26 protein-coding genes are annotated in these 19,856 nt (G+C 67.2%); 24 read left to right on the top strand and 2 right to left on the bottom strand.

Annotated elements, in window-relative coordinates; all coding sequences use genetic code 11:
* Positions 1-10: 10 nt before the first annotated feature.
* The 11 genes from fliD (at position 11) to flgJ (ending at position 7,702) form a co-directional block, all read left to right on the top strand.
* On the top strand, positions 11-1,375 hold the full coding sequence (gene fliD / locus ABNW52_RS15640) for a flagellar filament capping protein FliD (RefSeq protein WP_349589759.1): 1,365 nt from the start codon (positions 11-13) through the stop codon (positions 1,373-1,375).
* A gap of 11 nt (positions 1,376-1,386) precedes the next feature.
* The gene (gene fliS, locus ABNW52_RS15635) at positions 1,387-1,776 is read left to right on the top strand and encodes a flagellar export chaperone FliS (protein ID WP_349589756.1); all 390 of its coding nucleotides are present in this window, start codon (positions 1,387-1,389) and stop codon (positions 1,774-1,776) included.
* Positions 1,769-2,068, top strand: coding sequence for a hypothetical protein (locus tag ABNW52_RS15630; protein WP_349589753.1), 300 nt, complete (start codon positions 1,769-1,771; stop codon positions 2,066-2,068). The genes fliS and ABNW52_RS15630 overlap by 8 nt, the downstream gene beginning before the upstream one ends.
* Positions 2,069-2,074: 6 nt before the next feature.
* Entirely contained in the window at positions 2,075-3,169 is a 1,095-nt protein-coding gene (locus ABNW52_RS15625) for a flagellar hook-length control protein FliK (protein ID WP_349589751.1), read from the top strand.
* Positions 3,170-3,201: 32 nt separating this feature from the next.
* Entirely contained in the window at positions 3,202-3,654 is a 453-nt protein-coding gene (locus tag ABNW52_RS15620; RefSeq protein ID WP_349589749.1) for a flagellar basal body-associated FliL family protein, read from the top strand.
* 15 nt (positions 3,655-3,669) lie between these two features.
* On the top strand, positions 3,670-4,365 hold the full coding sequence (gene fliA, locus ABNW52_RS15615) for an RNA polymerase sigma factor FliA (protein WP_349589746.1): 696 nt from the start codon (positions 3,670-3,672) through the stop codon (positions 4,363-4,365).
* A gap of 29 nt (positions 4,366-4,394) precedes the next feature.
* The gene (gene motA / locus ABNW52_RS15610; RefSeq protein WP_349589743.1) at positions 4,395-5,258 is read left to right on the top strand and encodes a flagellar motor stator protein MotA; all 864 of its coding nucleotides are present in this window, start codon (positions 4,395-4,397) and stop codon (positions 5,256-5,258) included.
* A 3-nt stretch (positions 5,259-5,261) separates the two neighbouring features.
* Complete coding sequence (locus ABNW52_RS15605; protein WP_349589740.1) at positions 5,262-6,236, top strand: flagellar motor protein MotB; 975 nt, start codon at positions 5,262-5,264, stop codon at positions 6,234-6,236.
* A 77-nt stretch (positions 6,237-6,313) separates the two neighbouring features.
* Positions 6,314-6,595 carry a flagellar biosynthesis anti-sigma factor FlgM gene (gene flgM, locus ABNW52_RS15600; protein ID WP_349589737.1) on the top strand — a complete coding sequence of 94 codons (282 nt, stop codon included), beginning with the start codon at positions 6,314-6,316 and terminating at the stop codon, positions 6,593-6,595.
* A complete protein-coding gene (locus tag ABNW52_RS15595; protein WP_349589735.1) occupies positions 6,592-7,017 on the top strand; it encodes a flagellar protein FlgN in 426 nt (141 codons plus the stop codon). Before flgM ends, ABNW52_RS15595 begins: the two co-directional genes overlap by 4 nt.
* Positions 7,018-7,051: 34 nt before the next feature.
* Complete coding sequence (gene flgJ, locus ABNW52_RS15590; protein ID WP_349589732.1) at positions 7,052-7,702, top strand: flagellar assembly peptidoglycan hydrolase FlgJ; 651 nt, start codon at positions 7,052-7,054, stop codon at positions 7,700-7,702.
* A 23-nt stretch (positions 7,703-7,725) separates the two neighbouring features.
* On the opposite strand, the gene flgA is transcribed toward flgJ, so the two are convergent.
* A complete protein-coding gene (flgA, locus tag ABNW52_RS15585; protein ID WP_349589730.1) occupies positions 7,726-8,439 on the bottom strand; it encodes a flagellar basal body P-ring formation chaperone FlgA in 714 nt (237 codons plus the stop codon).
* Positions 8,440-8,539: 100 nt separating this feature from the next.
* On the opposite strand from flgA, the gene flgB reads away from it, so the two are divergent.
* From flgB to ABNW52_RS15520, 13 genes are read left to right on the top strand one after another with little or no spacing between them, the layout of a single operon-like run.
* Positions 8,540-8,908 (top strand): flagellar basal body rod protein FlgB, encoded by a 369-nt coding sequence (gene flgB / locus ABNW52_RS15580; RefSeq protein WP_349589727.1) that lies wholly within the window; start codon positions 8,540-8,542, stop codon positions 8,906-8,908.
* 15 nt (positions 8,909-8,923) lie between these two features.
* Positions 8,924-9,349 (top strand): flagellar basal body rod protein FlgC, encoded by a 426-nt coding sequence (gene flgC, locus ABNW52_RS15575; RefSeq protein WP_349589724.1) that lies wholly within the window; start codon positions 8,924-8,926, stop codon positions 9,347-9,349.
* Positions 9,349-10,017 carry a flagellar hook capping FlgD N-terminal domain-containing protein gene (locus tag ABNW52_RS15570; RefSeq protein WP_349589722.1) on the top strand — a complete coding sequence of 223 codons (669 nt, stop codon included), beginning with the start codon at positions 9,349-9,351 and terminating at the stop codon, positions 10,015-10,017. Before flgC ends, ABNW52_RS15570 begins: the two co-directional genes overlap by 1 nt.
* 11 nt (positions 10,018-10,028) lie before the next feature.
* The gene (locus ABNW52_RS15565; protein ID WP_349589719.1) at positions 10,029-11,216 is read left to right on the top strand and encodes a flagellar hook protein FlgE; all 1,188 of its coding nucleotides are present in this window, start codon (positions 10,029-10,031) and stop codon (positions 11,214-11,216) included.
* A gap of 3 nt (positions 11,217-11,219) precedes the next feature.
* Complete coding sequence (locus ABNW52_RS15560) at positions 11,220-11,945, top strand: flagellar basal body rod protein FlgF (RefSeq protein ID WP_349589718.1); 726 nt, start codon at positions 11,220-11,222, stop codon at positions 11,943-11,945.
* A gap of 9 nt (positions 11,946-11,954) precedes the next feature.
* A complete protein-coding gene (flgG, locus tag ABNW52_RS15555) occupies positions 11,955-12,743 on the top strand; it encodes a flagellar basal-body rod protein FlgG (protein WP_349589715.1) in 789 nt (262 codons plus the stop codon).
* Entirely contained in the window at positions 12,740-13,393 is a 654-nt protein-coding gene (gene flgH, locus ABNW52_RS15550) for a flagellar basal body L-ring protein FlgH (RefSeq protein WP_349589712.1), read from the top strand. Before flgG ends, flgH begins: the two co-directional genes overlap by 4 nt.
* A 38-nt stretch (positions 13,394-13,431) precedes the next feature.
* Positions 13,432-14,541: a flagellar basal body P-ring protein FlgI gene (locus ABNW52_RS15545; RefSeq protein ID WP_349589709.1), complete on the top strand. Its 1,110-nt coding sequence runs from the start codon at positions 13,432-13,434 to the stop codon at positions 14,539-14,541.
* Positions 14,541-14,894, top strand: a complete 354-nt coding sequence (locus ABNW52_RS15540; protein WP_349589706.1) for a rod-binding protein — start codon at positions 14,541-14,543, stop codon at positions 14,892-14,894. Before ABNW52_RS15545 ends, ABNW52_RS15540 begins: the two co-directional genes overlap by 1 nt.
* Before the next feature lie 58 nt (positions 14,895-14,952).
* Positions 14,953-16,329, top strand: a complete 1,377-nt coding sequence (flgK, locus tag ABNW52_RS15535) for a flagellar hook-associated protein FlgK (protein ID WP_349589704.1) — start codon at positions 14,953-14,955, stop codon at positions 16,327-16,329.
* An 11-nt stretch (positions 16,330-16,340) separates the two neighbouring features.
* Positions 16,341-17,255 carry a flagellin N-terminal helical domain-containing protein gene (locus tag ABNW52_RS15530; protein ID WP_349589701.1) on the top strand — a complete coding sequence of 305 codons (915 nt, stop codon included), beginning with the start codon at positions 16,341-16,343 and terminating at the stop codon, positions 17,253-17,255.
* 17 nt (positions 17,256-17,272) lie between these two features.
* Positions 17,273-18,298: a hypothetical protein gene (locus ABNW52_RS15525; protein ID WP_349589698.1), complete on the top strand. Its 1,026-nt coding sequence runs from the start codon at positions 17,273-17,275 to the stop codon at positions 18,296-18,298.
* A gap of 17 nt (positions 18,299-18,315) precedes the next feature.
* Entirely contained in the window at positions 18,316-18,879 is a 564-nt protein-coding gene (locus tag ABNW52_RS15520; RefSeq protein ID WP_349589696.1) for a hypothetical protein, read from the top strand.
* Here ABNW52_RS15520 and cysB read toward each other — a convergent pair whose 3' ends face one another.
* Positions 18,880-19,818, bottom strand: coding sequence for an HTH-type transcriptional regulator CysB (cysB, locus tag ABNW52_RS15515; protein ID WP_349589695.1), 939 nt, complete (start codon positions 19,816-19,818; stop codon positions 18,880-18,882). It lies immediately after the preceding gene.
* Positions 19,819-19,856 lie beyond the last annotated feature (38 nt).

Here is a 19,856-nt window from a genome sequence, read left to right as displayed (position 1 = left end):
GGAAAGCAAGATGAGCGACGTTTCCAGTATCAATCCGTCACAACTGGCCCAACAGCTGGCCACCGCCTACACCCAGCAGGCGCAAACCCTGCTGGATAGCCAGAGCCAGCGTGCCAGCAGCACCAGCAAGGCATTGCAGTCGCTGCGCAGCGCCCTGCAGGCGTTCCAGAGTGCCATCGGCAGCCTGTCCGGCAAGAGCAGCGTGCTGCAGCAAACGGCGACCTTTTCCAACACCGCGGTGGCCAACGCCAGCACCAATGGCAGCGCCCAGGCCGGCAGCTACAGCTTCTTCGTCACCAAGCTCGCCAGCGCCAACCAGCTGGCCTACCAGGGTGTGCCCACCAGCGTGACGGCCAGCAGCGCCGGCACGCTGGGTGTGAGCTTGGCTGATGGCTCCAGCTTCTCGGTGACGCTGGGCAACGGCGACCTGGATGGCGACGGCAATCTCACCCCCACCGAAATCGCCCGCGCCATCAATCAGGCCGCCGGCAACAGCAGCAAGGTGGCCGCCAGTGTGATGACCGTCAACGGCCAGCCGCAGCTGCTGCTTACCGCCGGCAAGACCGGCGCCGGCAGCCAGATCACGCTGAATACCACGGCGGTGGGCGACAGCAGCCTGCAGAACGCGCTGAACGCCGCGCCGGTGGTGCTGGCCGCGGCAGATGACGCCGACGTCTGGCTGGGCGCCGAGAACAGCGGCATCCACATCCAGCAGGCCAGTAACAGCTACACCGGCATCAGCGGTGTGAGCATCAACTTCACCCAGGCCATGGCCCCGGGTACGGCGCCGGTGACGTTGACGGTGGCAGCCGACAACGGCGGCACCGCCAAGAACGTGCAGAGCTTTGTCGACGCCTACAACACGCTGAAGCAGAAGCTGGATGAGCTGACCGACACCGGCGATGCCGCCAGCGGCAAGGCGGCGTCGGTGTTCGCCAGCGATGCCGGCATCCGCAGCCTGCGCAGCAAGCTGGAAAGCATGCTGCGCCAGAGCTTCAACAGCCAGACGCTGTTCAGCTACGGCGTTAGCGCCGACCGCAACGGCACCTTGTCGCTGAACCAGAGCAAGCTGGAGACGGCACTGGCGGCCAACCCCAGCGGGCTGGACCAGCTGCTGGGCGGCAGCAGCGGCCTGCTGGCTGGCAACAAGACCTATCTCAACCTCTGGCTGGGTTCGGTCAATGGCCAGCTCAAGCAGCGTCAGGAGTCGCTGGATCGGCTGCAGACCGACCTGACCCGGCGCCAGGATCAGCTGAGCCAGCGTTATGACCAGGCGTTCAACCGCTATCTGCTGCAGTTCACCCAACTGCAGACCCTGCAATCCCGCATGAGCGATACCAATGGCATTCTCGCCGGCCTGAGTGCAACACAGTAACAAGGGAGTGGATGTTGGATTACGAAGGCTACCGTAGCTATCACGCTGTCAACCTGGACGCGCAGACCGCCAATGCCTCGCCGGTGCAACTGGTGCTGGTGCTGATGAACGGGCTGCTGGAAGAAATGGCGCGCGCCCGCGCCCATATCGAACACAAGCGCTTCGAGGCCAAGGGCAGCAGCATCAACAAGTGCATCGACATCCTTAACGGCCTGTCCAGCGCGCTGGAAATGGATACCGGCGGCGAAGTGGTGGCCAACCTGGCGCGGCTGTACGACTACTGCGCCTGGCGCCTGAACGAGGCCGGGCTGAAGCTGGACACCGCCATGATCGACGAGGTCACCAAGCTGGTGGCCACGTTGAAAGGCGGCTGGCATCAGGTGGAGGCCGCCAATGGCTGACGCCGCGCTGTTGCAGGCGCTGGCGCGCCGGCTGGAGCAGGCGGCGCTGCGCCAGGACTGGGACGCGTTGGCCGCGGCCGACGCCGAGCTGGCCCAGCTGGCGCTGCGCTTGCAGCAACGCCCGCTGAGCAGCGCCGAGCGCAGCCAGCTGCCACGCCTGCTGGCGGCTCACCGCCAGGCGCGCCGCAGCTGCGCCAGCGAGACGCAGCGGCTGGGCGAGCAGCTGGCCGGCTGGCAGCACAACCGTGAAGGCTGGGTCGCCTACGCCCTGGCCGCAGAAGAGATGGAGTAAGCCCGCATGCTGAGCAACCTCTCCCCCGCGAGCAGCGAGCCCCGCCAGACCGCGGGCAGCGACGACAGCGCACCGGTGGCGCAGCCGCAGCCGGCAGTGGCCGCCTTTGCCGCGCTGCTGCAGGCGGCGCAGCCGCCGGCCGACCCCGTCTCCCCAACCGACGACGCCACCGTGGCGGCGGCCGACAGCGATGCGGCGGCCGACACCGACAGCGACAGCGACAGCGCGGCCGATAGCGCGGCGGCCAACTTGGCGCTGCTGGGCGCCGGGCTGCTGCCGCTGCAGCTGCCGAGCCAGGCAGCGGCGCAGCCGCAGCCGGACGCTAGCGCACCACTGGCGGATGGCAGCAGCTACGCCATCGGCGCTAGTACCGCGACGGCGCCGCGCGCCGCGGCAGAGCGCCCGGCGCCGTTGCCACCGTTGGCCGCCATCAGCAACAACCGCCGCGACGATGCCAGCAACAGCGTTGCGGCCAACCTGGCGCCGCCGCGCGCCGGCAGCGTCCCGGCCGCTGCGCGCACCGCCGGAGCAGAACAATTGGCGGCGCTGTTGGCCGCCGGCGGCAGCCGGCAGGACAGTGCCGGCGAGGGCATCGCCGATGCCCCGTCAGCAGCCGGCGTCGCTAGCCCTGCCATGCCGGGCACGGTGGCCACGGCACAGCCGCCAGCGGCGCAGTGGGCGCCGCTGAAGCTGCCGGCCAGCCAGCCGGCGCAATGGGGACAGGCGCTGCAGCAGGCGCTGGGTGAACGCCTGCGGGTGCAGGCCGGCAATGGCATCGACAACGCGGTGATCCGTCTCGACCCGCCGCATCTGGGCAGTCTGGAAATCGCCATCCGCCACGAGGCCGGCAGCCTGCAGGTGCAGCTGACCGCCGGCAACGGCGAGTTGCTGCGCCAGCTGCATGCCATCAGCGACAGCCTGCGGCAGGGGCTGGGCAACCGCCAGTACGGCGAGGTGGCGGTGTGGGTGGCGGACAGCCGCCAGCAGCACGCCGGCCAGGGCGGGCAGGGGCGCCAGGGCGAACCGCGTGAGCAGCGGCCCGGCCAGGCGCTGTACGAAGCAGAGCAGGGCTATGCGCAGGCCGCGTTTACGCTGGCCTGAGCACCGATCATCCAACAGGCAGTGAGCAAAGCATGGCGAAGAAGTGGGTATTCATGGGGGTGATGGCGCTGACGGCGCTGCTGGCGGGTGCCGGCGGCAGCTGGTTCCTGCTGCAGGCGCAGGGCAAGGCGCCAACGTTGGCCGCGGCCGAGCCGGCGGAGGTGAAGGAATACAAGTACGTGAGCCTGGACAAGGTGATCGTGATGCTGCGCGACCACGCCGGCGCGCCGCTGAGCCATTACCTGGCGGTGGATCTGGTGTTCAAGACCACGCCGGAAGACGAACCCATCACCAAGGAGCACCTGCCGCTGCTGCGCAGCATCGCGCTGCGCGCGCTGTCGGCCTACCCGATGGAGCAGGCGCGGCTGATGAGCATCGACCAGTTCTCGGCGGTGGTGAACAAGGCTTTCAACAGTGCCTATGCCCGCGAGGGACGGCCGCGGCCGTTCAGCGAGGCGATGATCGGCAAGCTGATCATCGAGTAAGCCATGGCGCTGGTAATGGAGTATGCAGCCGCGGCGCCGCTGGGTGGCCAGCTGGCGGAGCGGCAGGTGTTGAGCGATTACGCGCCGCTGGTCAAGCGCGTGGTACGGCAGCTGTTGTCGCAGGTTGGTGGCGCGCTGGACCGCGAGGACATGCAGCAGATCGGCCTGATGGGCCTGCTGGATGCGCTGCGCCGCTACGGCGGCGTGCCGGATGAGCGCTTTGGCGCTTATGCCGCGGTGCGGGTGCGCGGCGCGATTCTGGACGAACTGCGCCGCCAGGACTGGCGGCCGCGTTCGGTGCGGCAGGAAGCGCACCGCCACCGCGACGCGCTGCGCGAGCTGGCGCGCCAGCTGGGACGCGAGCCGAGCGAGGCGGAAGCCAGCGCCGCGCTGGGGGTGGATGCCGCCGGCTACCAGGACTATCTGCTGGCGGAAAACGCCGAGTCGCTGGCCAGCTTCGACGAGCTGATGCACGACGAGGTGGGGCAGCAGGTGACCGGCAGCGTGGAGGCGCAGTACATGGACCGCCGCAGCCTGGAGCAGGCGCTGACGGCGCTGGATGCGCGCGAGCAGCGGGTGATCCAGCTGTATTACGAGTTCGAGCTGAGCCTGAAGGAAATCGCGGCGGTGCTGGAGTTGACCGAGGCACGGGTGTGCCAGATCAACAAGGCGGCGCTGAAGAAAATGCGGGCGGTCCTGGCGGACGCCTGAAACGGAAACATTCAACAGAGTAAGCACAGATGCAGCAGATATTCGGCGTTTTCATCGTACTGGCCTGCGTGTTCGGCGGTTTCGTGTTCATGGGCGGCAGCTTCCACGTGATCTGGCAGCCGGTGGAAATCATCATCATCGTCGGCGCGGCGCTGGGCGCCATCGTGCTGGGCAACCCCAAGCATGTGCTGGTGGAAATGATGACCCAGCTGCGCAAGATCATTACCCATCGCAAGCGCGATTCCGAGTTCCAGCGCCAGCTGCTGCTGCTGATGTACGAACTGCTGCAGACCGCCAGCCGCGGCCTGAAGGCGCTGGACGAGCATGTGGAGGCGCCGCGCGACAGCGCGCTGTTCCGCCGCTACCCGCTGGTGTTGCAGCATCCCAAGCTGCTGGCCTTCATCGTCGACAACTTCCGCCTGATGGCGATGGGCAAGATCAGCGCGCACGAGCTGGAAGGCGTGCTGGAACAGGAGCTGGAAGCGATTCACGAACAACTGGTGCAGCCGTCCAAGTCGCTGCACAAGATCGCCGAGGCGATGCCGGGCTTCGGCATTCTGGCCGCGGTGCTGGGCATCGTGATGGCGATGAACACCGTCAGCTCCGGCGCCTCCGCCGCCGAGATCAGCGAACGTGTCGCTGCCGCCATGGTGGGTACCTTCATCGGTATTTTCTTCTGCTACGGCGTGCTGGACCCGATCTCCAACGTGATGAAGCAGCTGGTCAACACCGAGCTGTCGGATTTCGAATGCGTGAAGGTGGTGCTGGTGACCCATGTGTCCGGCAAGCCGGCGCTGCTGGCTATCGATGCCGGCCGCCGCCTGGTGCAGCTGAACATCAAGCCCAGCTTCGCGCAGCTGGAAACCTGGATCAACACCCTGGAAGCCGCCTAAGCCATGGCCATCCACGACAAACACGGCGAAGAAGCCATCGTCAAACGCGTGTCGCGCGGCCACGAGGAAGACGAGCACGGCGGTGCCTGGAAGGTGGCGTTCGCCGACTTCTGCCTGGCGCTGATGTGCCTGTTCCTGGTGCTGTGGGTGTTGGCCGCACGCAACCAGGAAGCGCTGGAAGCGGTGATGAACACCAATGGCGGCAGCGTGATCGCCGAAGGCAACAACAGCGTGCTGGACCACATCAGCTACCCGCCGGGCAGCCTGATTCCGCGCGAGCCGGTGCCGGGCCAGGCCGTCGAGGCCAAGGCGCCGGGCAAGCACAGTGCCGGCGACACCGATAACGGCGACATCCGCCTGAGCAAGACCCGCTTCGATAACGCCGCCGACATGCAGGAGCTGGCGCAGGTGCTGGCCGACCTGAGCGCACAGGCCGGCCTCGCCGGCAACCTGCAGACCATGATCACGCCGTACGGGCTGCGCGTGATGCTGCACGACACCGACAAGCAGGGCATGTTCCAGCGCGGCAGCGCGGTGCCCAGCGACCCGTTCCGCCAGCTGCTGCTGCGCATCGCGCCGATGTTTGCGCGCATCGACAACCAGCTGGTGGTGGTCGGCCATACCGACGCCGCGCAGTACCGCGGCCAGAGCAATGCCGCGTTTTCCAACTGGAGCCTGTCCAGCGGCCGCGCCATGAGCGCGCGCGCGAACCTGCTGCAGGGCGGTCTGCCCGCCGGCCAGGTGCTGCAGGTGGTGGGCATGGCCGAGCGCGCGCCGCTGGATGCGGCGCAGCCGCTGGCCGCCATCAATCGCCGCATCGAATTATTGATTCTGACTACCGGGCAGGCAAAGTTGATTGCCAATATGTACGGCGTGCCGCAGCAAGTGGTGCCGCTGGTGCGCGGCGTGGACACGGTGGCGCCCAACGGCAAGGCGTTGCAGGCGCTGCAGCAGCAACTGCAGGCCACGGCGCCATGAGGCGACCATTTAAGAATTGCGGCTTTTGCGTCGCTGTGTCGGCACGACACAGTTAACGCACAGGCAAGGATGAACAGATGAAGATCAGCACCAGTAGCGCTATCCCGGAAGTCCGCGACACCGCCGCCAATAGCGGCGCCAGCGGCAATGTGGCCCCGCGCCCGGCGACCCCGGCCGCCGCGGCGGCACCGCTGCAGTCGGCAGTGTTGCAGCCGGCGCAGGCGGCACTGTCCGCCATGCCGGAGATTGATGCCGAGCGCGTGGCCGACATCAAGGCGGCATTGGCCGACGGCCGCATCAGTTTCGATGCCGGCAAGCTGGCCGGCCTGATCCGCCGCTACCACGGCGGGCGCGGATGAACCCGCGCGACGCCGCCAAGACGCTGCTGGCCGATGTGGCCAGCGACCGCAACGACTACCGCGTGCTGGAGCAGCTGCTGGAGCAGCAGTTCGCCGCCGCGTTGCAGCATGACGCCGCTGCCGTCGGCGAGCTCAACCAGCGCATCGAGGTGCTGCTGGCACGGCTGGATGCACACCGTCGGCTGCGGCCAACGTTGGCCGCGCAGCTGCTGGGCAGTAGCAAGGCGGTGAGCATGGAGGCGGTGATCGATTGCCTGCCCGGGGTGCCGTCGGCGGCGCTGGCCGGCTGGTGGACGGAGCTGCAGCAGGCGGTGCGCCGCTGCAAGGAACTGAACGCGCGCAATGGCCGGCTGATGAGCAGCCAGCAGGAAATCATGCAGCGGGTGCTGCACGGCGAGAGCGATACCTATGTGGCGGATTGAGGCTGGAAGCAGCGCTGCCTTTAGCGGCGACAACGTGGCGTTGCCCTTGGGCGGTAGCGGTCGCGGTGTGGATTTCGGCCGCCTGGTGGGGGATGCGCAGCGCGACATCGCCGCCACCGTGGCCAACGGCTTTGCCGCCAGCGAGGCGCCGGGGCTGAGCGCCGCGGCGCAAGCCTGGCGCCTGCGCACCCAGGGTGCGGCCAACCTGGCGCTGCCGCAGAGCGATGCGGCGCAGCAGCGCTTTGTCGCGGAAATGACGCCGTGGGCCGGCGAGGCGGCGGCGCGGCTGGGAGTGGCGCCGGAGCTGATCGTGGCGCATGCGGCGCTGGAATCCGGCTGGGGCCAGCGGCCGATCAACGGCGACGGCGGCGACAGCCACAACCTGTTCAGCATCAAGGCCGGTCGCGGCTGGCAGGGCGCGGTGGCGGATGTGCTGACCACCGAGCATGTGAACGGCGAGGCGGTAAAAACGGTGGAGCGCTTCCGCGCCTACCCGGATTACCGCAGCGCCTTCAACGATTACGTGCAGCTGTTGCAGGGCAATCCGCGGTACGCGGCGGTGCAGGGGGTGGGCAGCGATGCGCGGGCGTTTGCCGCGGCGCTGGCCCGTGGTGGCTATGCCACCGACCCGGCCTATGCCGACAAGCTGCAGCAAGTAGCGTCGCGCCTGCTGGCGCAACGCTGAGCAAGACAGGCTGAGTAAGGCAATCAGGGCGCAACGTTGGCCGCATCGGCCGGCGCCACGCTGCCGGCATCCAGCACCACGGCGCTGATGATGCGTTTGCTGGCCAGGTTGCGTACCCGGATCAGCTCGTCGCGGCCGCCGCTTTGCAGCGCCTCGCCCGGCACGCTGACTTCGATGCCGTCGTGGCGGGCGACGATCTGCACCGCCTGGCCGCGCTGGATCAGGATTTGCGGTTGCAGGAAGCGCTGTTGCAGCACCTGGCCGCTGCGAATCGGCCGGCGGGTGGTCTGGCCGGCGGCAATGGCCAGGCTGCCCAGCGCGTCGGGCATGGCGGACAGCTCGCGGTTTTCCGTGCTGACGCTGGCGGCGTCGATGCTCTGGCCGGCGGCGATGTCGCGCTGCGCCACCAGCACCCGGGCGTTCAGCTCAGCGCGCACGATGATGTCGGCGTAGCCGGTGTCGCCGGGGCAGCGCAGGGTAAAGCGCAGCCGCTGCCAGAAGCGGGTGTCGGCGGCGGTGATGCTGTACGGCTGGCTACAGGCCGGCAGGCTGCGCTGTGGCGGCAGCGCCTGCAGCGTGATGCGGGCATCGGCCAGCTGGTGCGTGCTGGCGTAGTCGGCCAGATAGCGGTAGGCGGCCTGTTCAGCCTGCTGCATGGCAGACGGCGTTGCGGCCAACGTGCTGGTGGCCGGCAGTAGCAGCAGCGCGGTACGCAGGTAGTGGGCGAATACGGACATGGTGGTAGGTATCGGTCTGGCCACAAGGCAGGGCCGCAAATTATACGGCCCCGGCAACTGCCGGGGAGGCGAAACAGCAGCAGGCAGTGAGGAAACACAGATGGGGATTCAATTCGAGCAGGCGCTGGGCCTGCATGCCGATGCCCTGCGACTGCGCGCCGAGCGCAGCAAGGTGCTGGCATCGAACATTGCCAACGTCAGCACCCCGGGCTTTCAGGCCCGCGACATGGATTTCCGCGCCAGCATGGAGCAGCTGGCCAGCGGCGACGAGGACGGCATGCTGGCCGTGTCCGATGGCCCGGCACTGGGCTACCGCCGGCCGAACCAGCCCAGCCAGGACGGCAACACCGTCGAGCTGGGGGTGGAGCAGGCCGCCTTTTCGCAAAACACCGCCGATTTCCAGACCAGCCTTGCGTTTCTGAACATGAAGCTCAAGGGCCTGGCCAAGGCCATCAACGGCACTTCCTGAGCATAGAGAGCAAGCATGAGTTTCCGTGATATCGCCCAGATCGCCGGTTCCGCGATGACCGCGCAGAGTATTCGTCTCAACACCATCGCCAGCAACCTGGCCAACGCGCAGAGCGCAGCCGGCAGCGAAAACGCTACCTACCACGCACGCAAGCCGGTGTTTGCCAGCGTGTTCCTGCCGGGGCAGGACTTCGCCGACCGTGGCTCCGCCGCCAAGGTGCAGGTGCTGGACGTGGTGCAAAGCAGCAGCCCGCTGCGCAAATCGTACGAGCCGGACAATCCGCTGGCCAACGCCGATGGCATGGTGTTCTACCCGAACGTGAACCCGGTGGAAGAAATGACCGACATGCTGTCCGCCTCGCGGGCATTCGAAACCAATGTGGAAGTGCTGGCCCGGGTGAAGGGCATGCAGCAGGACCTGTTGAAACTGGGAGAAGGCTGATGCAGGCCACGCTCAACAACAATAGCGCCACCACTGCTAGCGGCAGCAGCGCGGTAGGCGGCAATGGCGACGCCAGCGGGCTGTCGGACATGTTCACCAAGCTGCTGGTGGCACAGATCCAGAACCAGGACCCGCTGCAGCCGTCTGATCCCAGCCAGTTCGTCAGCCAGCTCACCCAGCTGAGCCAGGTAGAGGCGCTGCAGAAGATGGCCAGCCAGTCGGTGGCCAGCAACAGCTCGCTGCAGGGGCTGCAGGTGCTGACCCTGGGCCGCGAAGTGGGCAGCAGCCTGATGGTGAGCACCTCGGCGTTGCAGCTGGGCAGCGAGCCGGTTGCCGGCCGCGTCACGCTGGGCAGCAGCTCGAGCAAGGTGACGCTGCTGCTGACCGGCAGCGATGGCAGCCAGTACCCGCTGGCACTGGGCGCACACCCGGCCGGCGATGTGAACTTCAGTATCGATCCGGCGCAGCATGGCCTGCCGGCCGGCAATTACTCGGTGGCGGTGCAGACCGACACTGGCGTGCTGCCGGCGGTGGAAGTCGCCGGCCGGCTGCAAAGCGTACGCCTGGGCAGCAGCGGCAATGCCGTGCTGACCGTCTCCGGTGTCGGCGCCGTCGACGCATCCGCCATTACCCAGTTCAACGGCCAAGCGGCCAACGTGGCCAGCTGAAAGGACATCCCATGAGCTTCGAAATCGCGCTTTCCGGTATCAATGCCATCAACGACCAGCTCGATACCATCAGCAACAACATCGCCAACTCCGGCACCTATGGCTTCAAGTCGTCGCGCGCCAACTTTGCCTCCGCCTACGCCGGCACCCAGCCGACCGGGGTGCAGATCGGCTCGCTGACGCAATCCATCGCCGTGGGCGGCAGCATCATCTCCACCGGCCGCTCGCTGGATGCCGCCATCCAGGGCCGCGGCTTCTTCGTTACCCGCGATGCCGGCAGCGGCGCTACCCAGTACAGCCGCGTCGGCATTTTCAACGTCGACAAGGATGGCTACCTGACCGACAGCTACGGCAAGCGCGCGCAGGGTTATGCCGCCATTGCCGGCTCCAGTGCGCTGGGCGCCTACGGCGATCTGAGCGTGCCCACTGGCCAGGTGGCGGCCAAGGCCAGCGATACGCTGCAGTACGTCGGCAACCTGTCCGCCGACTGGACGCCGCCGTCGTCGGCGGTGTTCAGCAGCACGGACCCGCTGTCGTTCAACAGCTCGGCGGTATCCACCGTGTACGACTCGCTGGGCGCGCAGCACACCGTCACCCAGTACTTCGTGAAAACCGGCGCCGGCATCGACGTGCACTACGCCTTCGACGGCACCGCGCTGGGCACCACCACCGCGCTGACCTTCGACACCGCCGGCCAGCTCACCGCGCCGGCCGCGCCGGTGGCGCTGAACCTGGGCACCCCGGCCGGTGCCGCGGCGCTGACGGTCAACCTCAGCTATGCCGGCAGCACCCAGTTCGCCGGCCAGGCCACCACCACCGTCAACAGCACCAATGGCTATGCCTCCGGCACGCTGACCGGGGTGTCGCTGGCCGCCGACGGCACCCTGCTGGCGCAGTACAGCAACGGCCAGAAGCAGAGCGCCGGCACCCTGGCGCTGGCCACCTTCCCCAATGAAGACGCGCTGACCGCGGTCAGCGATACCGCCTGGGTGTCTTCCGCCGCTTCCGGCAATGCCTTGCTGTTCACCCCGGGCAGCGGCATGGCCGGCAAGCTGGCCACCGGCGCGCTGGAACAGTCCAACGTCGACGTGACCAGCCAGCTGGTGGGGCTGATGACGGCGCAGCGCAACTACCAGGCCAACAGCAAGGTGATCTCGACCGAGAACGCCATGGTGCAAGCGCTGATGCAGGCGGTGTAAGCCATGGATGCCTTGATCTACACGGTAATGAGCGGCGCCAGCCGCGCGCTGCACGCGCAGCAGGTGCACGCCAACAATATGGCCAATGTGGAAACCACCGGTTTCCGCGCCGACCTGGAAGTGGCGCAGTCGCAGCAGGTGCCGGGCTACGGTTACGACGACCGCCATCTGGCCTCGCTGCAGGCCAATGCGGTCAACGCCGCCAGCGGCACGCTGGTGCAGACCGGCCGCGAGCTGGACGTAGCGGTGCGCGGCCCCGGCTATTTCACCGTTGGCTACCGCGGTGGCGAGGCCTATACCCGCGGCGGCAATTTCGAGGTGGATGCCGATGGCGCGCTGAGCCTGAACGGCCGCCCGGTACTGGGCGACGGCGGCGCCATCGTGCTGCCGCCGTACGACCGGCTGAGCATCGGCCAGGACGGCATGATCAGCATCGTGCCGCCCGGCGGCAGCGAGGCGCAGGCGGTGGACCGCCTGAAGCTGGTGAACCCGCCGGCCGCCGGCGTGGTGAAGAACGAGGCCGGCCTGATCGTGCCGCGCAGCGGCCAGACGCTGGAGGCGGACGACAGCGTGCGGGTACAGGGCGGCCATCTGGAGCGCAGCAATGTGTCGGCAGTGGAAGAGATGCTGCAGACCATGGGCCTGAACCGCGATTTCGAACTGCAGATGCGGCTGTTCAAGGCCGCCGACGGTATGGCCGACAGCGGCAACCGTCTCATTCGTTCCTAAGGAGTCAACATGAATCCGGCAATGTGGATCAGCAAGACCGGCATCCAGGCGGAAGACGCCCGCCTGCAGGCCATCGCCAACAACCTGGCCAACGTCAACACCGTCGGCTTCAAGCGCGACCGCATGGTGTTCGAGGATCTGTTCTACCAGATCGACCAGCAGCCGGGCGCGCAGAACGGTGCCAACAACAGCTCGCCGTCCGGCACCCAGCTGGGCAACGGCACCCGCCTGGTCGGCACCCAGAAGATCTTTACCACCGGCAATCTGCAGACCACCAGCCAGCCGCTGGACGTGGCCATCGTCGGCAACGGTTTCCTGCAGGTGGAAATGGCCGATGGCGACACCGGCTACACCCGCGCCGGCCAGCTGCAGCTGAACGCCGATGGCCGGCTGGTGAACGCGCAGGGCCTGCCGCTGCAGCCGGACATTACCATTCCGGCCAACGCCACCAGCATCACCATCGGCGACGACGGCACCGTGGCGGTAACGCTGCCGGGCAGTACTGCGCCGAGTGAAGTGGGCAAGCTGCAGCTGGCGCATTTCGTCAACCCGACCGGGCTGCTGGCGATGGGCGACAACCTGTTCAAGGAAACCGTGGCCAGCGGCACGCCGACGGTGGGCACGCCGGGCGAGGGCGCCATCGGCAAGCTCAAGCAGGGCGCGCTGGAAGGCTCCAACGTGCAGGTGGTGGAAGAAATGGTGGACATGATCGCCGCGCAGCGCGTGTACGAGATGAACACCAAGGTGCTGTCCGCCTCCGACAACATGCTGCAGTACCTGGCGCAAGCAGCACGATGACGCCGCGTCTGCCCGCCTTGCTGCTCCCGCTGCTGCTGGCCGCCTGCAGCGGGCTGTTGCCGCCGCCGCCGGATGGCAGCTACGACCCGCCGGCGCCGCAGTTGGCCGCACCGCGCGGCCAGTCCGGCGGGCTGTACACCCCGGCCGGCGGCTGGTCGCTGGTGGCAGACCAGCGCGCCTACCGCGTCGGCGACGTGCTTACCGTGCTGCTGCAGGAAACTACCCAGGCCAGCAAATCGGCCGGCACCACCATGGACAAGAACAGCAGCGTGGCGGTGCAGCCGGCAGTGGTGCTGGGCAGCAGCGTGAAGCTGGATGCCTCGCTGGATGCGCAGCGCAAGTTCGATGGCAAGGGCACCAGCACGCAGCAGAACACGCTGCAGGGCGCGGTGACGGTGATCGTGCAGCAGGTGCAGGCCAACGGCCTGCTGCTGGTGAAAGGCGAGAAGAGCCTGACGCTGAACCAGGGCGAGGAAGTGATCCGCCTGTCCGGCTACGTGCGCGCCGGCGACATCGACAGCAACAACCAGGTGTCGTCGCTGCGGGTGGCCAATGCCCGCATCCAGTACTTCGGCAAGGGTGCGCTGGCCGATGCCGGCAACCCCGGCTGGTTGACGCGTTTCTTCAACAGCCCGTGGATGCCGTTCTGATCCGGCTGCGGCCAACCTTATATATGTGTGACACCGTGATGAACCGCGATTCCGTTTTGGGCCGCAGCGTGCTGCTGCTGGCCGCCCTGTTGCTGGCACCGCTGCTGGCGGCGCAGCCGCTGCGCACGCTGGTGAGCGTGGAAGGCATCCGCGACAACCAGCTGCTCGGTTACGGCCTGGTGGTGGGGCTGGCCGGCAGTGGCGACGGCAGCCAGGCCAAGTATGTCGGGCAGTCGGTAAACAACCTGCTGCAGCAGTTCGGCCTCAAGTTGCCGCCGGGCACTTCGCCTACCGCCAAGAACACCGCCGCGGTGATGGTCAGCGCGGTGTTTCCGTCCGGTTATACCCGCGGCCAGGTGATCGACGTGACAGTGTCGTCGCTGGGCGATGCCAAGAGTCTGCGCGGCGGCACGCTGCTGCTGACGCCGCTGCGCGGCGCCGATGGCGAGGTGTATGCGCTGGCGCAGGGCAATCTGGTGGTGCCGGCGGTGGCAGCGGTGGGCAACAGCGGCTCCAGCGTCACCGTCAACCTGCCTACCGCCGGGCGTATTCCCCGCGGCGCCAGTATCGAGCGCGAGATTGCCACCGATTTTGACAGCAAGCCGACGGTGAAGCTGAGCCTGAAACGACCTAACTTCCAGACCGCCACCAATATCGTCAACACCGTGAATCGCCAGTTCGGCCGCATCGCCAGTACCCGCGATGCCACCTCGGTGGAGGTGCAGGCGCCGGTGGACCCGACCCAGCGCGTGGCGTTTGTGGCGCGGCTGAATGCGCTCAATGTGGAGGTGGGCAGCGAGGTGCCGAAGGTGATCTTCAACACCCGCACCGGCACCGTGGTGGTGGGCGAGGGCGTGCGGGTACGGCCGGCGGCGGTGTCGCACGGCGTGCTGAAGGTGGTGATCTCGGAAGGCTACAACGTCAGCCAGCCCAATGCCTTCGGCCGCGGCGACACCACGGTGACGCCGTCGTCCAGCATCCAGGTGGAGCAAGGGGTTGGCCGCATGTTCAAGTGGCCGTCCGGTGTCGGGTTGCAGACCATCATCGATACCGTCAACAGCACTGGCGCCACGCCGGACGACATCATGGCCATTCTGCAGGCGCTGGACGAAGCCGGCGCCATCGACGGCGAACTGGTGGTGATCTGATGAAGACGACTTTTGCTGGCGGGCTGACCGCCACTGAGCAACTGCCGGCCATCGACGGCGCGGCATTGGCGGCGGTGACGCCCGAGTATCGCCAGCAACTGGAAACGGCGGCGGTGAAGTTCGAGGGCATGTTCATCAAGCAGCTGCTGCAGGAAATGCGCAAGGGCGGCGAGGCGTTCAGCGACGAGGACAGCATTTTCAACAACCGGCGCGAGCGCGACATGCTGGATTTCGCCGACAACCAGGTGGCCGACAGCCTGGCTTCGCAGCGCGCCTTCGGCATTGCCGACATGATCGTGCGGCAGATGCTGCCGTCTGCGCCGGCTGCCGGCGGCAAGGACAGCGAAGGTTGATTTAAGTTTGGGCGGCGCTTGGTCGCCCTGAGAGCAAAAGACCTTAACGGTATTCCCCATGAGCATGATCAATATCGCGCTGTCCGGCGCCGTGGCGTCGCAGGCGGCGCTGAACGCCAGCAGCCAGAACATCGCCAACGTGATGACGCCCGGCTACACCCGGCAGGGCGTGCTGCTGACGGCGCAACAGCCGTTGATGTCCGGCGCCGTCACCGCCGGCAGCGGCGTGCAGGTCACCTCGCTGCTGCGCTTTGCCGACAGCTACAAGAGCCAGCAGCTGTGGGCGGCCAACTCGCAGCTGGGCGCGCACGACACCATGCAGCCGTATCTGACGCAGCTGGAACAGGTGATGAACAGCAGCACCGCCAGCATCAACGTTGGCCTCGACGGTTTCTTCCGCGCCTTGAATGCCGCCAGCGTGGATCCGTCCTCCAGCCCGCTGCGGCAGCAGGTGCTGACCTCGGCCGGCGCGCTGGCGCAAAGCTTCAACAGCCTGTCGCAGGTGCTGGTGAACCAGCGCACGGCGGTGGATGCGCAGCGCGGCAGCATGGTGACGCAGATCAACTCGTTGAGCAGCGCGGTGGCCAAGCTCAATCAGGAAATCACCGCGGCGCAGGCGCGCGGCATCAATGCCTCCGGCCTGATCGACCAGCGCGATCTGTCCATCGACGAGCTGGCCAAGCTGGCGGGGATTCAGGTGATGGATCAGCCCAACGGCGCGCGCAATGTGGCGCTGCTCAGCGGCCCGCCGCTGGTGGCCGACGGTCTGGCCGCCACGCTGGCGGTGCAGGGCACGGCCAGCGGCGCGCAAGTGCTGACGCTGCAGTTTGCCAAGGAGAGTTTCACCCTCAGCGACGCGCAGATGGGCGGCCAGCTGGGCGGCCTGGGGCAGATGGAACAGCAGGTGCTGGTGCCGCTGCAGCAATCGCTGACCGACATGGCTGCCGGCGTGGCGGGCGGCGTCAACGCGCAGCTGGCCGCCGGCTTTACCCCGGCCGGTGCGGCCGGTGGGGCGCTGTTCAGCTTTACCCCGGGCAGCAGCAGCCCGCTGGCAGTGGTCGCCGGGTTGCAGGCGCAGGACCTGGCGTTTTCCGGCAATGCCGGCACGCCGGGCGACAGCAGCAATCTGCTGCAGATCATCGGCCTGCGTGGCCAGGCGCTGAGCATCAGCGGCCTGGGTTCGGTGACGCTGGGCGATGCCTACACCCAGTTGCTGGGCCGGCTGGGCACCCAGAGCCAGCAGAACCAGACCGCGCTGACCACCGCGCAAACCGTACGTACCCAGGCCGAGGAAAGCTGGAAATCCACCAGCGGCGTCAGCCAGGACGAAGAAGCTACCAACCTGGTGCAGTACCAGCAGATGTACCAGGCCAACATGAAAGTCATTGCCGTGGCCAACCAGCTGTTCGACAGCACCATGGCCATGATGTCCTGAGGATAGTCAGCATGCGTATCGCCAGCACCCAGTACAGCGCCACCATGAATCACGCCCTGCAGCTTGCCAGCGGCCACATGGCCGACCTGATGCAGCAGATGGCCACCGGCCAGCGCATCCTGCGGCCATCGGATGAGCCGGTGACCAGCGTGCGGCTGGCCCGGCTGGAGCGCGAAGATGCCGCCCTGAGCCAGTACCGCGACAATATCGGCGCGCTGCGGACCCGGTTGACCAAGAACGAGGCACTGATGGACGGCATGGTCAAGGACATGCAGCAGGCGCGCGATCTGCTGGTGTGGGCATCGGACAACGGCGGCAACAGCAATCCGGACGTGGCGGCGATGGCCGACTCGCTGGCCGCGCTGCGTGACAGCCTGTACTACAGCGTCAACAGCCGCGACGACGAAGGGCACTACCTGTTTTCCGGCACCGCCAGCAACCAGGCCACGGTGAGCTTCAACGCTGCCGCGGCGGCCGGCAGCCGCTACGCGTTTGGCGGCAATACCAGCCCGCAGCTGGTGATGGTGGGCAATGGCGTTACCCAGGCGGCCAACGTCAGCCTGGACGACATGGCCACGCTGCTGAACCAGCTCGACAGCACCATCGCCGTATTGCAGGCGCCGGGGCTGGATATCCTCAACCCGGCCACCCAGGCCAGCATCAAGGGCAGTCTGGACCAGGTGGACAGCAGCCTGAGCGTGGTGGCCGCCAAGATCGCGCAGCAGGGCGGCGCACAGAACACGCTGCAGACGCTGGACGATAGCCACGCCAACGTCAGCCTGTCCAACCAGCAGGCGGCGCTGACGCTGGGGCAGCTCGATTACGGCAAGGCCGCGGTGGAGCTGAACGGCTACACCACCGCGGTGCAGGCGACGCAGAAGGTGTATGGCCGCGTCAGCCAGCTGTCGCTGTTTGACGCGCTGTAAGGCGGGGGCTCAGCCAGATGAAGCTACAGCCAACGTTTGCCGATAGCAGCAGCGCCCTGGCCGGTAGTGGTGGCATCCATGCCACCGGCCGGCAGCCGGCCGCGCGCGACGTTGGCCGCATGGCCAGCGCGGCCGCCACGACGCCACCGCGCAATGCACCACTGAACAATGAACGCGGACTCAATGCCCAGGTCACCGCCGCGCAGCAGGCGCTGGGCTTTCTCGACCAGACCGCCAGCCGGCTACAGGCGCTGAAGCAGGAGCTGGGTGCGCGGCTGGCCGGCCGCCCGGGCGATCCGGCCGGGCTGGCGCAGCGGCTGGAGGCGTTTGCCGCCGGCTGGTCGCGGCGCAGCCGGGAAACCAGCGGCAGTCTGGATGCCCGGCTGGGGCTGGTGCCGCCGGGCGAGGCGCGGCGCGAGTTCCGCCTGCGCGGGCTGGATCTGCAGGCGCTGCAGCAGGGCGGGGCGGAAACGCTCAGTTTTTACCCGGACGGCGTCGGCAAGCCGGCGCAGTCGGTGCTGATCGACGCCGGTATGTCGGCGGAGCAGATCGTGCAGCGTTTCAATAAAGGGCTGGCCGCCGCCGGCATCCGCGCCCGTCTGGCCGAGGACGGTGAGCTGAGTCTGAGTGTGGCCGAGGCCGACTGGCAGGGAGTGGTGGACAAGCTACAGCTCAAGGGCGACGGCATCCGTTTCCCCGGTGGCCAGGCGCACCGCGTGCGGGTGGAGGCGCAGGGCGAGGCGATCGAGCCTGCTGGCTGGCACAGCAACGATATTGCCGGCTTGCGCCGTACCCTGCAGCAGGTGGTCAGCGCCATCGCCCAGGTGGAGCAGGCGCGCGAGCGGGTTAAGCTGGCGCTGGAACGCGCCGCGCGCATGATCGAGGCGGCGCGCGACAGTGGCGACAGCGACTGGGCGCAGGCGTTTACCGATGATTTCAACCAGACGCTGCAGCAGGGTGGCAGTTATGCGCTGCTGAGCAATGTCGCCCCGGCGTTGATCGGCATCAGCCGCTACCGGGTGGTGTCGCTGTTGGCGCTGTAATGCCGCCGCGTCCACTCATGTTGCCACGCGCCGTCTGGCTACTGTTGCTGCTGACGTTGGCCGCATTGGCCGGCTGTGCCGCCCAGCCGGACGAGCAGCTCGCCATCCAGCACATCAGTCAGTACGAGGACATTGCCGGAGTGGCGCGCGCCGACAGCTTCCGGCTGGCGCGGATGGAGGCCATCGGCGACAAGCGTTACATCCTGTACTTTGCCTATGAGGTTCGCGCCGAGAGCGATTTTGAGAGCGCGGTGCTGAAGCTGGTCGACCTGATCGATGCCAAGCCGCAGCATTACTACCCGCCGCAGCTGCATGGCAAGCTTGGCCAGCTGCTGCAGGGGACGGCGGCGGCCGACACGCTGGCGCCGGAGCGGCTGCCGCACAGCTTCAGCCAGTATCTGCAGGCGGACAGTGCGACGGCCTATCAGGACAAGCTGGCGTATCTGCAGCTGGCGATCTATGCCGCCCGCGCCTACGGCTTTCGGCCGGATACCGAGCGGGGCGAGTTGCTGGAGGAGCGCAATATGCGGGTGCCGTTCTACCGCTCCCGTACCCAGGGCTGGCTGCCGGCGTATCGCTAGTTATTCGTCTTCGTCGCCGTGGTGCAGCGCGTTATCCACCGCCTTGCGCGTCAGGTGCGGGGCGAACAGTTCCACGAAGGTGTAGGCGTAGCCGCGCAGGTAGGCATCCTTGCGAATGCCGATCTTGGTGGTGGACGGCTCGAACAGGTGGCCGGCTTCGCGCGCATCCAGCCCCTGGTCCTGTTCTGGCTCGAACGCCATGCTGGCGATGATGCCGATACCCAGCCCCAGCCGCACATAGGTCTTGATCACGTCGGTGTCGATGGCGGTGAGCACCACGTTGGGGGTGAGGCCGGCGTTGTGGAACGACTGGTTGATCTTGGAGCGGCCGGCAAAGGCGAAATCGTAGGTAATGATCGGGTAGGCGGCGATGTCGGCCAGCGTCATCGGACGCTCCAGCGCCAGCAGCGGGTGCCCCTTGGGCGCCACCACGCTACGGTTCCATTCGTAGCACGGCAGCATCGCCAGTTCCTTGTACAGCGAGATGCCCTCGGTGGCGATGGCCAGGTCGGCCTCGCCGGACACCACCATGTCGCAGATCTGCGTCGGGCTGCCCTGTTTGATCGACAGCCGTACCTTGGGGTAGCGCTGCACGAATTCGGCGATCACCGTCGGCAGCGCATAGCGCGCCTGGGTGTGGGTGGTGGCGATGGTCAGCGCGCCTTCGGCCTCGCGCGAGAACTCTTCGCCCACGCGCTTCAGGTTCTGCGCCTCGCGCAGGATGCGCTCGGAGATGCGCAGCACCTCCTTGCCCGGCTCCGATACCGCGACTACGCGCTTGCCGTTGCGGATGAACACCTGGATACCGAGTTCGTCCTCCAGCAGGCGAATCTGTTTGGAAATGCCGGGCTGCGAGGTGTGCAGCTTTTCTGCGGCCTCGGATACGTTCAAACCCTGTTTGGCGACTTCGACCAGATAACGCAATTGCTGGAGTTTCATCGGCGTGCTCTTAAAACCGTTAGTAATTAAATACTAAC

Source organism: Vogesella oryzagri (assembly GCF_040148885.1).
GTDB lineage: Bacteria > Pseudomonadota > Gammaproteobacteria > Burkholderiales > Chromobacteriaceae > Vogesella > Vogesella oryzagri.
Note: the sequence above shows the minus strand (reverse complement) of the source record. Positions and strands in the feature narration are given on the sequence as shown.

Excerpts from the sequence above, each read along its gene's own strand:
- ABNW52_RS15545 (WP_349589709.1), top strand. The coding sequence starts at position 13,432 with ATGAACCGCGATTCCGTTTTGGGCCGCAGCGTGCTGCTGCTGGCCGCC.
- ABNW52_RS15540 (WP_349589706.1), top strand. The coding sequence starts at position 14,541 with ATGAAGACGACTTTTGCTGGCGGGCTGACCGCCACTGAGCAACTGCCG.
- flgA (WP_349589730.1), bottom strand. The coding sequence starts at position 8,439 with ATGTCCGTATTCGCCCACTACCTGCGTACCGCGCTGCTGCTACTGCCG.
- ABNW52_RS15605 (WP_349589740.1), top strand. The coding sequence starts at position 5,262 with ATGGCCATCCACGACAAACACGGCGAAGAAGCCATCGTCAAACGCGTG.
- ABNW52_RS15560 (WP_349589718.1), top strand. The coding sequence starts at position 11,220 with ATGGATGCCTTGATCTACACGGTAATGAGCGGCGCCAGCCGCGCGCTG.
- fliA (WP_349589746.1), top strand. The coding sequence starts at position 3,670 with ATGGAGTATGCAGCCGCGGCGCCGCTGGGTGGCCAGCTGGCGGAGCGG.
- flgB (WP_349589727.1), top strand. The coding sequence starts at position 8,540 with ATGGGGATTCAATTCGAGCAGGCGCTGGGCCTGCATGCCGATGCCCTG.
- flgG (WP_349589715.1), top strand. The coding sequence starts at position 11,955 with ATGAATCCGGCAATGTGGATCAGCAAGACCGGCATCCAGGCGGAAGAC.
- ABNW52_RS15625 (WP_349589751.1), top strand. The coding sequence starts at position 2,075 with ATGCTGAGCAACCTCTCCCCCGCGAGCAGCGAGCCCCGCCAGACCGCG.
- ABNW52_RS15520 (WP_349589696.1), top strand. The coding sequence starts at position 18,316 with ATGTTGCCACGCGCCGTCTGGCTACTGTTGCTGCTGACGTTGGCCGCA.
- fliD (WP_349589759.1), top strand. The coding sequence starts at position 11 with ATGAGCGACGTTTCCAGTATCAATCCGTCACAACTGGCCCAACAGCTG.
- motA (WP_349589743.1), top strand. The coding sequence starts at position 4,395 with ATGCAGCAGATATTCGGCGTTTTCATCGTACTGGCCTGCGTGTTCGGC.
- ABNW52_RS15620 (WP_349589749.1), top strand. The coding sequence starts at position 3,202 with ATGGCGAAGAAGTGGGTATTCATGGGGGTGATGGCGCTGACGGCGCTG.
- ABNW52_RS15630 (WP_349589753.1), top strand. The coding sequence starts at position 1,769 with ATGGCTGACGCCGCGCTGTTGCAGGCGCTGGCGCGCCGGCTGGAGCAG.
- flgK (WP_349589704.1), top strand. The coding sequence starts at position 14,953 with ATGAGCATGATCAATATCGCGCTGTCCGGCGCCGTGGCGTCGCAGGCG.
- ABNW52_RS15565 (WP_349589719.1), top strand. The coding sequence starts at position 10,029 with ATGAGCTTCGAAATCGCGCTTTCCGGTATCAATGCCATCAACGACCAG.
- flgM (WP_349589737.1), top strand. The coding sequence starts at position 6,314 with ATGAAGATCAGCACCAGTAGCGCTATCCCGGAAGTCCGCGACACCGCC.
- cysB (WP_349589695.1), bottom strand. The coding sequence starts at position 19,818 with ATGAAACTCCAGCAATTGCGTTATCTGGTCGAAGTCGCCAAACAGGGT.
- fliS (WP_349589756.1), top strand. The coding sequence starts at position 1,387 with ATGTTGGATTACGAAGGCTACCGTAGCTATCACGCTGTCAACCTGGAC.
- ABNW52_RS15595 (WP_349589735.1), top strand. The coding sequence starts at position 6,592 with ATGAACCCGCGCGACGCCGCCAAGACGCTGCTGGCCGATGTGGCCAGC.
- flgH (WP_349589712.1), top strand. The coding sequence starts at position 12,740 with ATGACGCCGCGTCTGCCCGCCTTGCTGCTCCCGCTGCTGCTGGCCGCC.
- flgC (WP_349589724.1), top strand. The coding sequence starts at position 8,924 with ATGAGTTTCCGTGATATCGCCCAGATCGCCGGTTCCGCGATGACCGCG.
- ABNW52_RS15570 (WP_349589722.1), top strand. The coding sequence starts at position 9,349 with ATGCAGGCCACGCTCAACAACAATAGCGCCACCACTGCTAGCGGCAGC.
- ABNW52_RS15525 (WP_349589698.1), top strand. The coding sequence starts at position 17,273 with ATGAAGCTACAGCCAACGTTTGCCGATAGCAGCAGCGCCCTGGCCGGT.
- ABNW52_RS15530 (WP_349589701.1), top strand. The coding sequence starts at position 16,341 with ATGCGTATCGCCAGCACCCAGTACAGCGCCACCATGAATCACGCCCTG.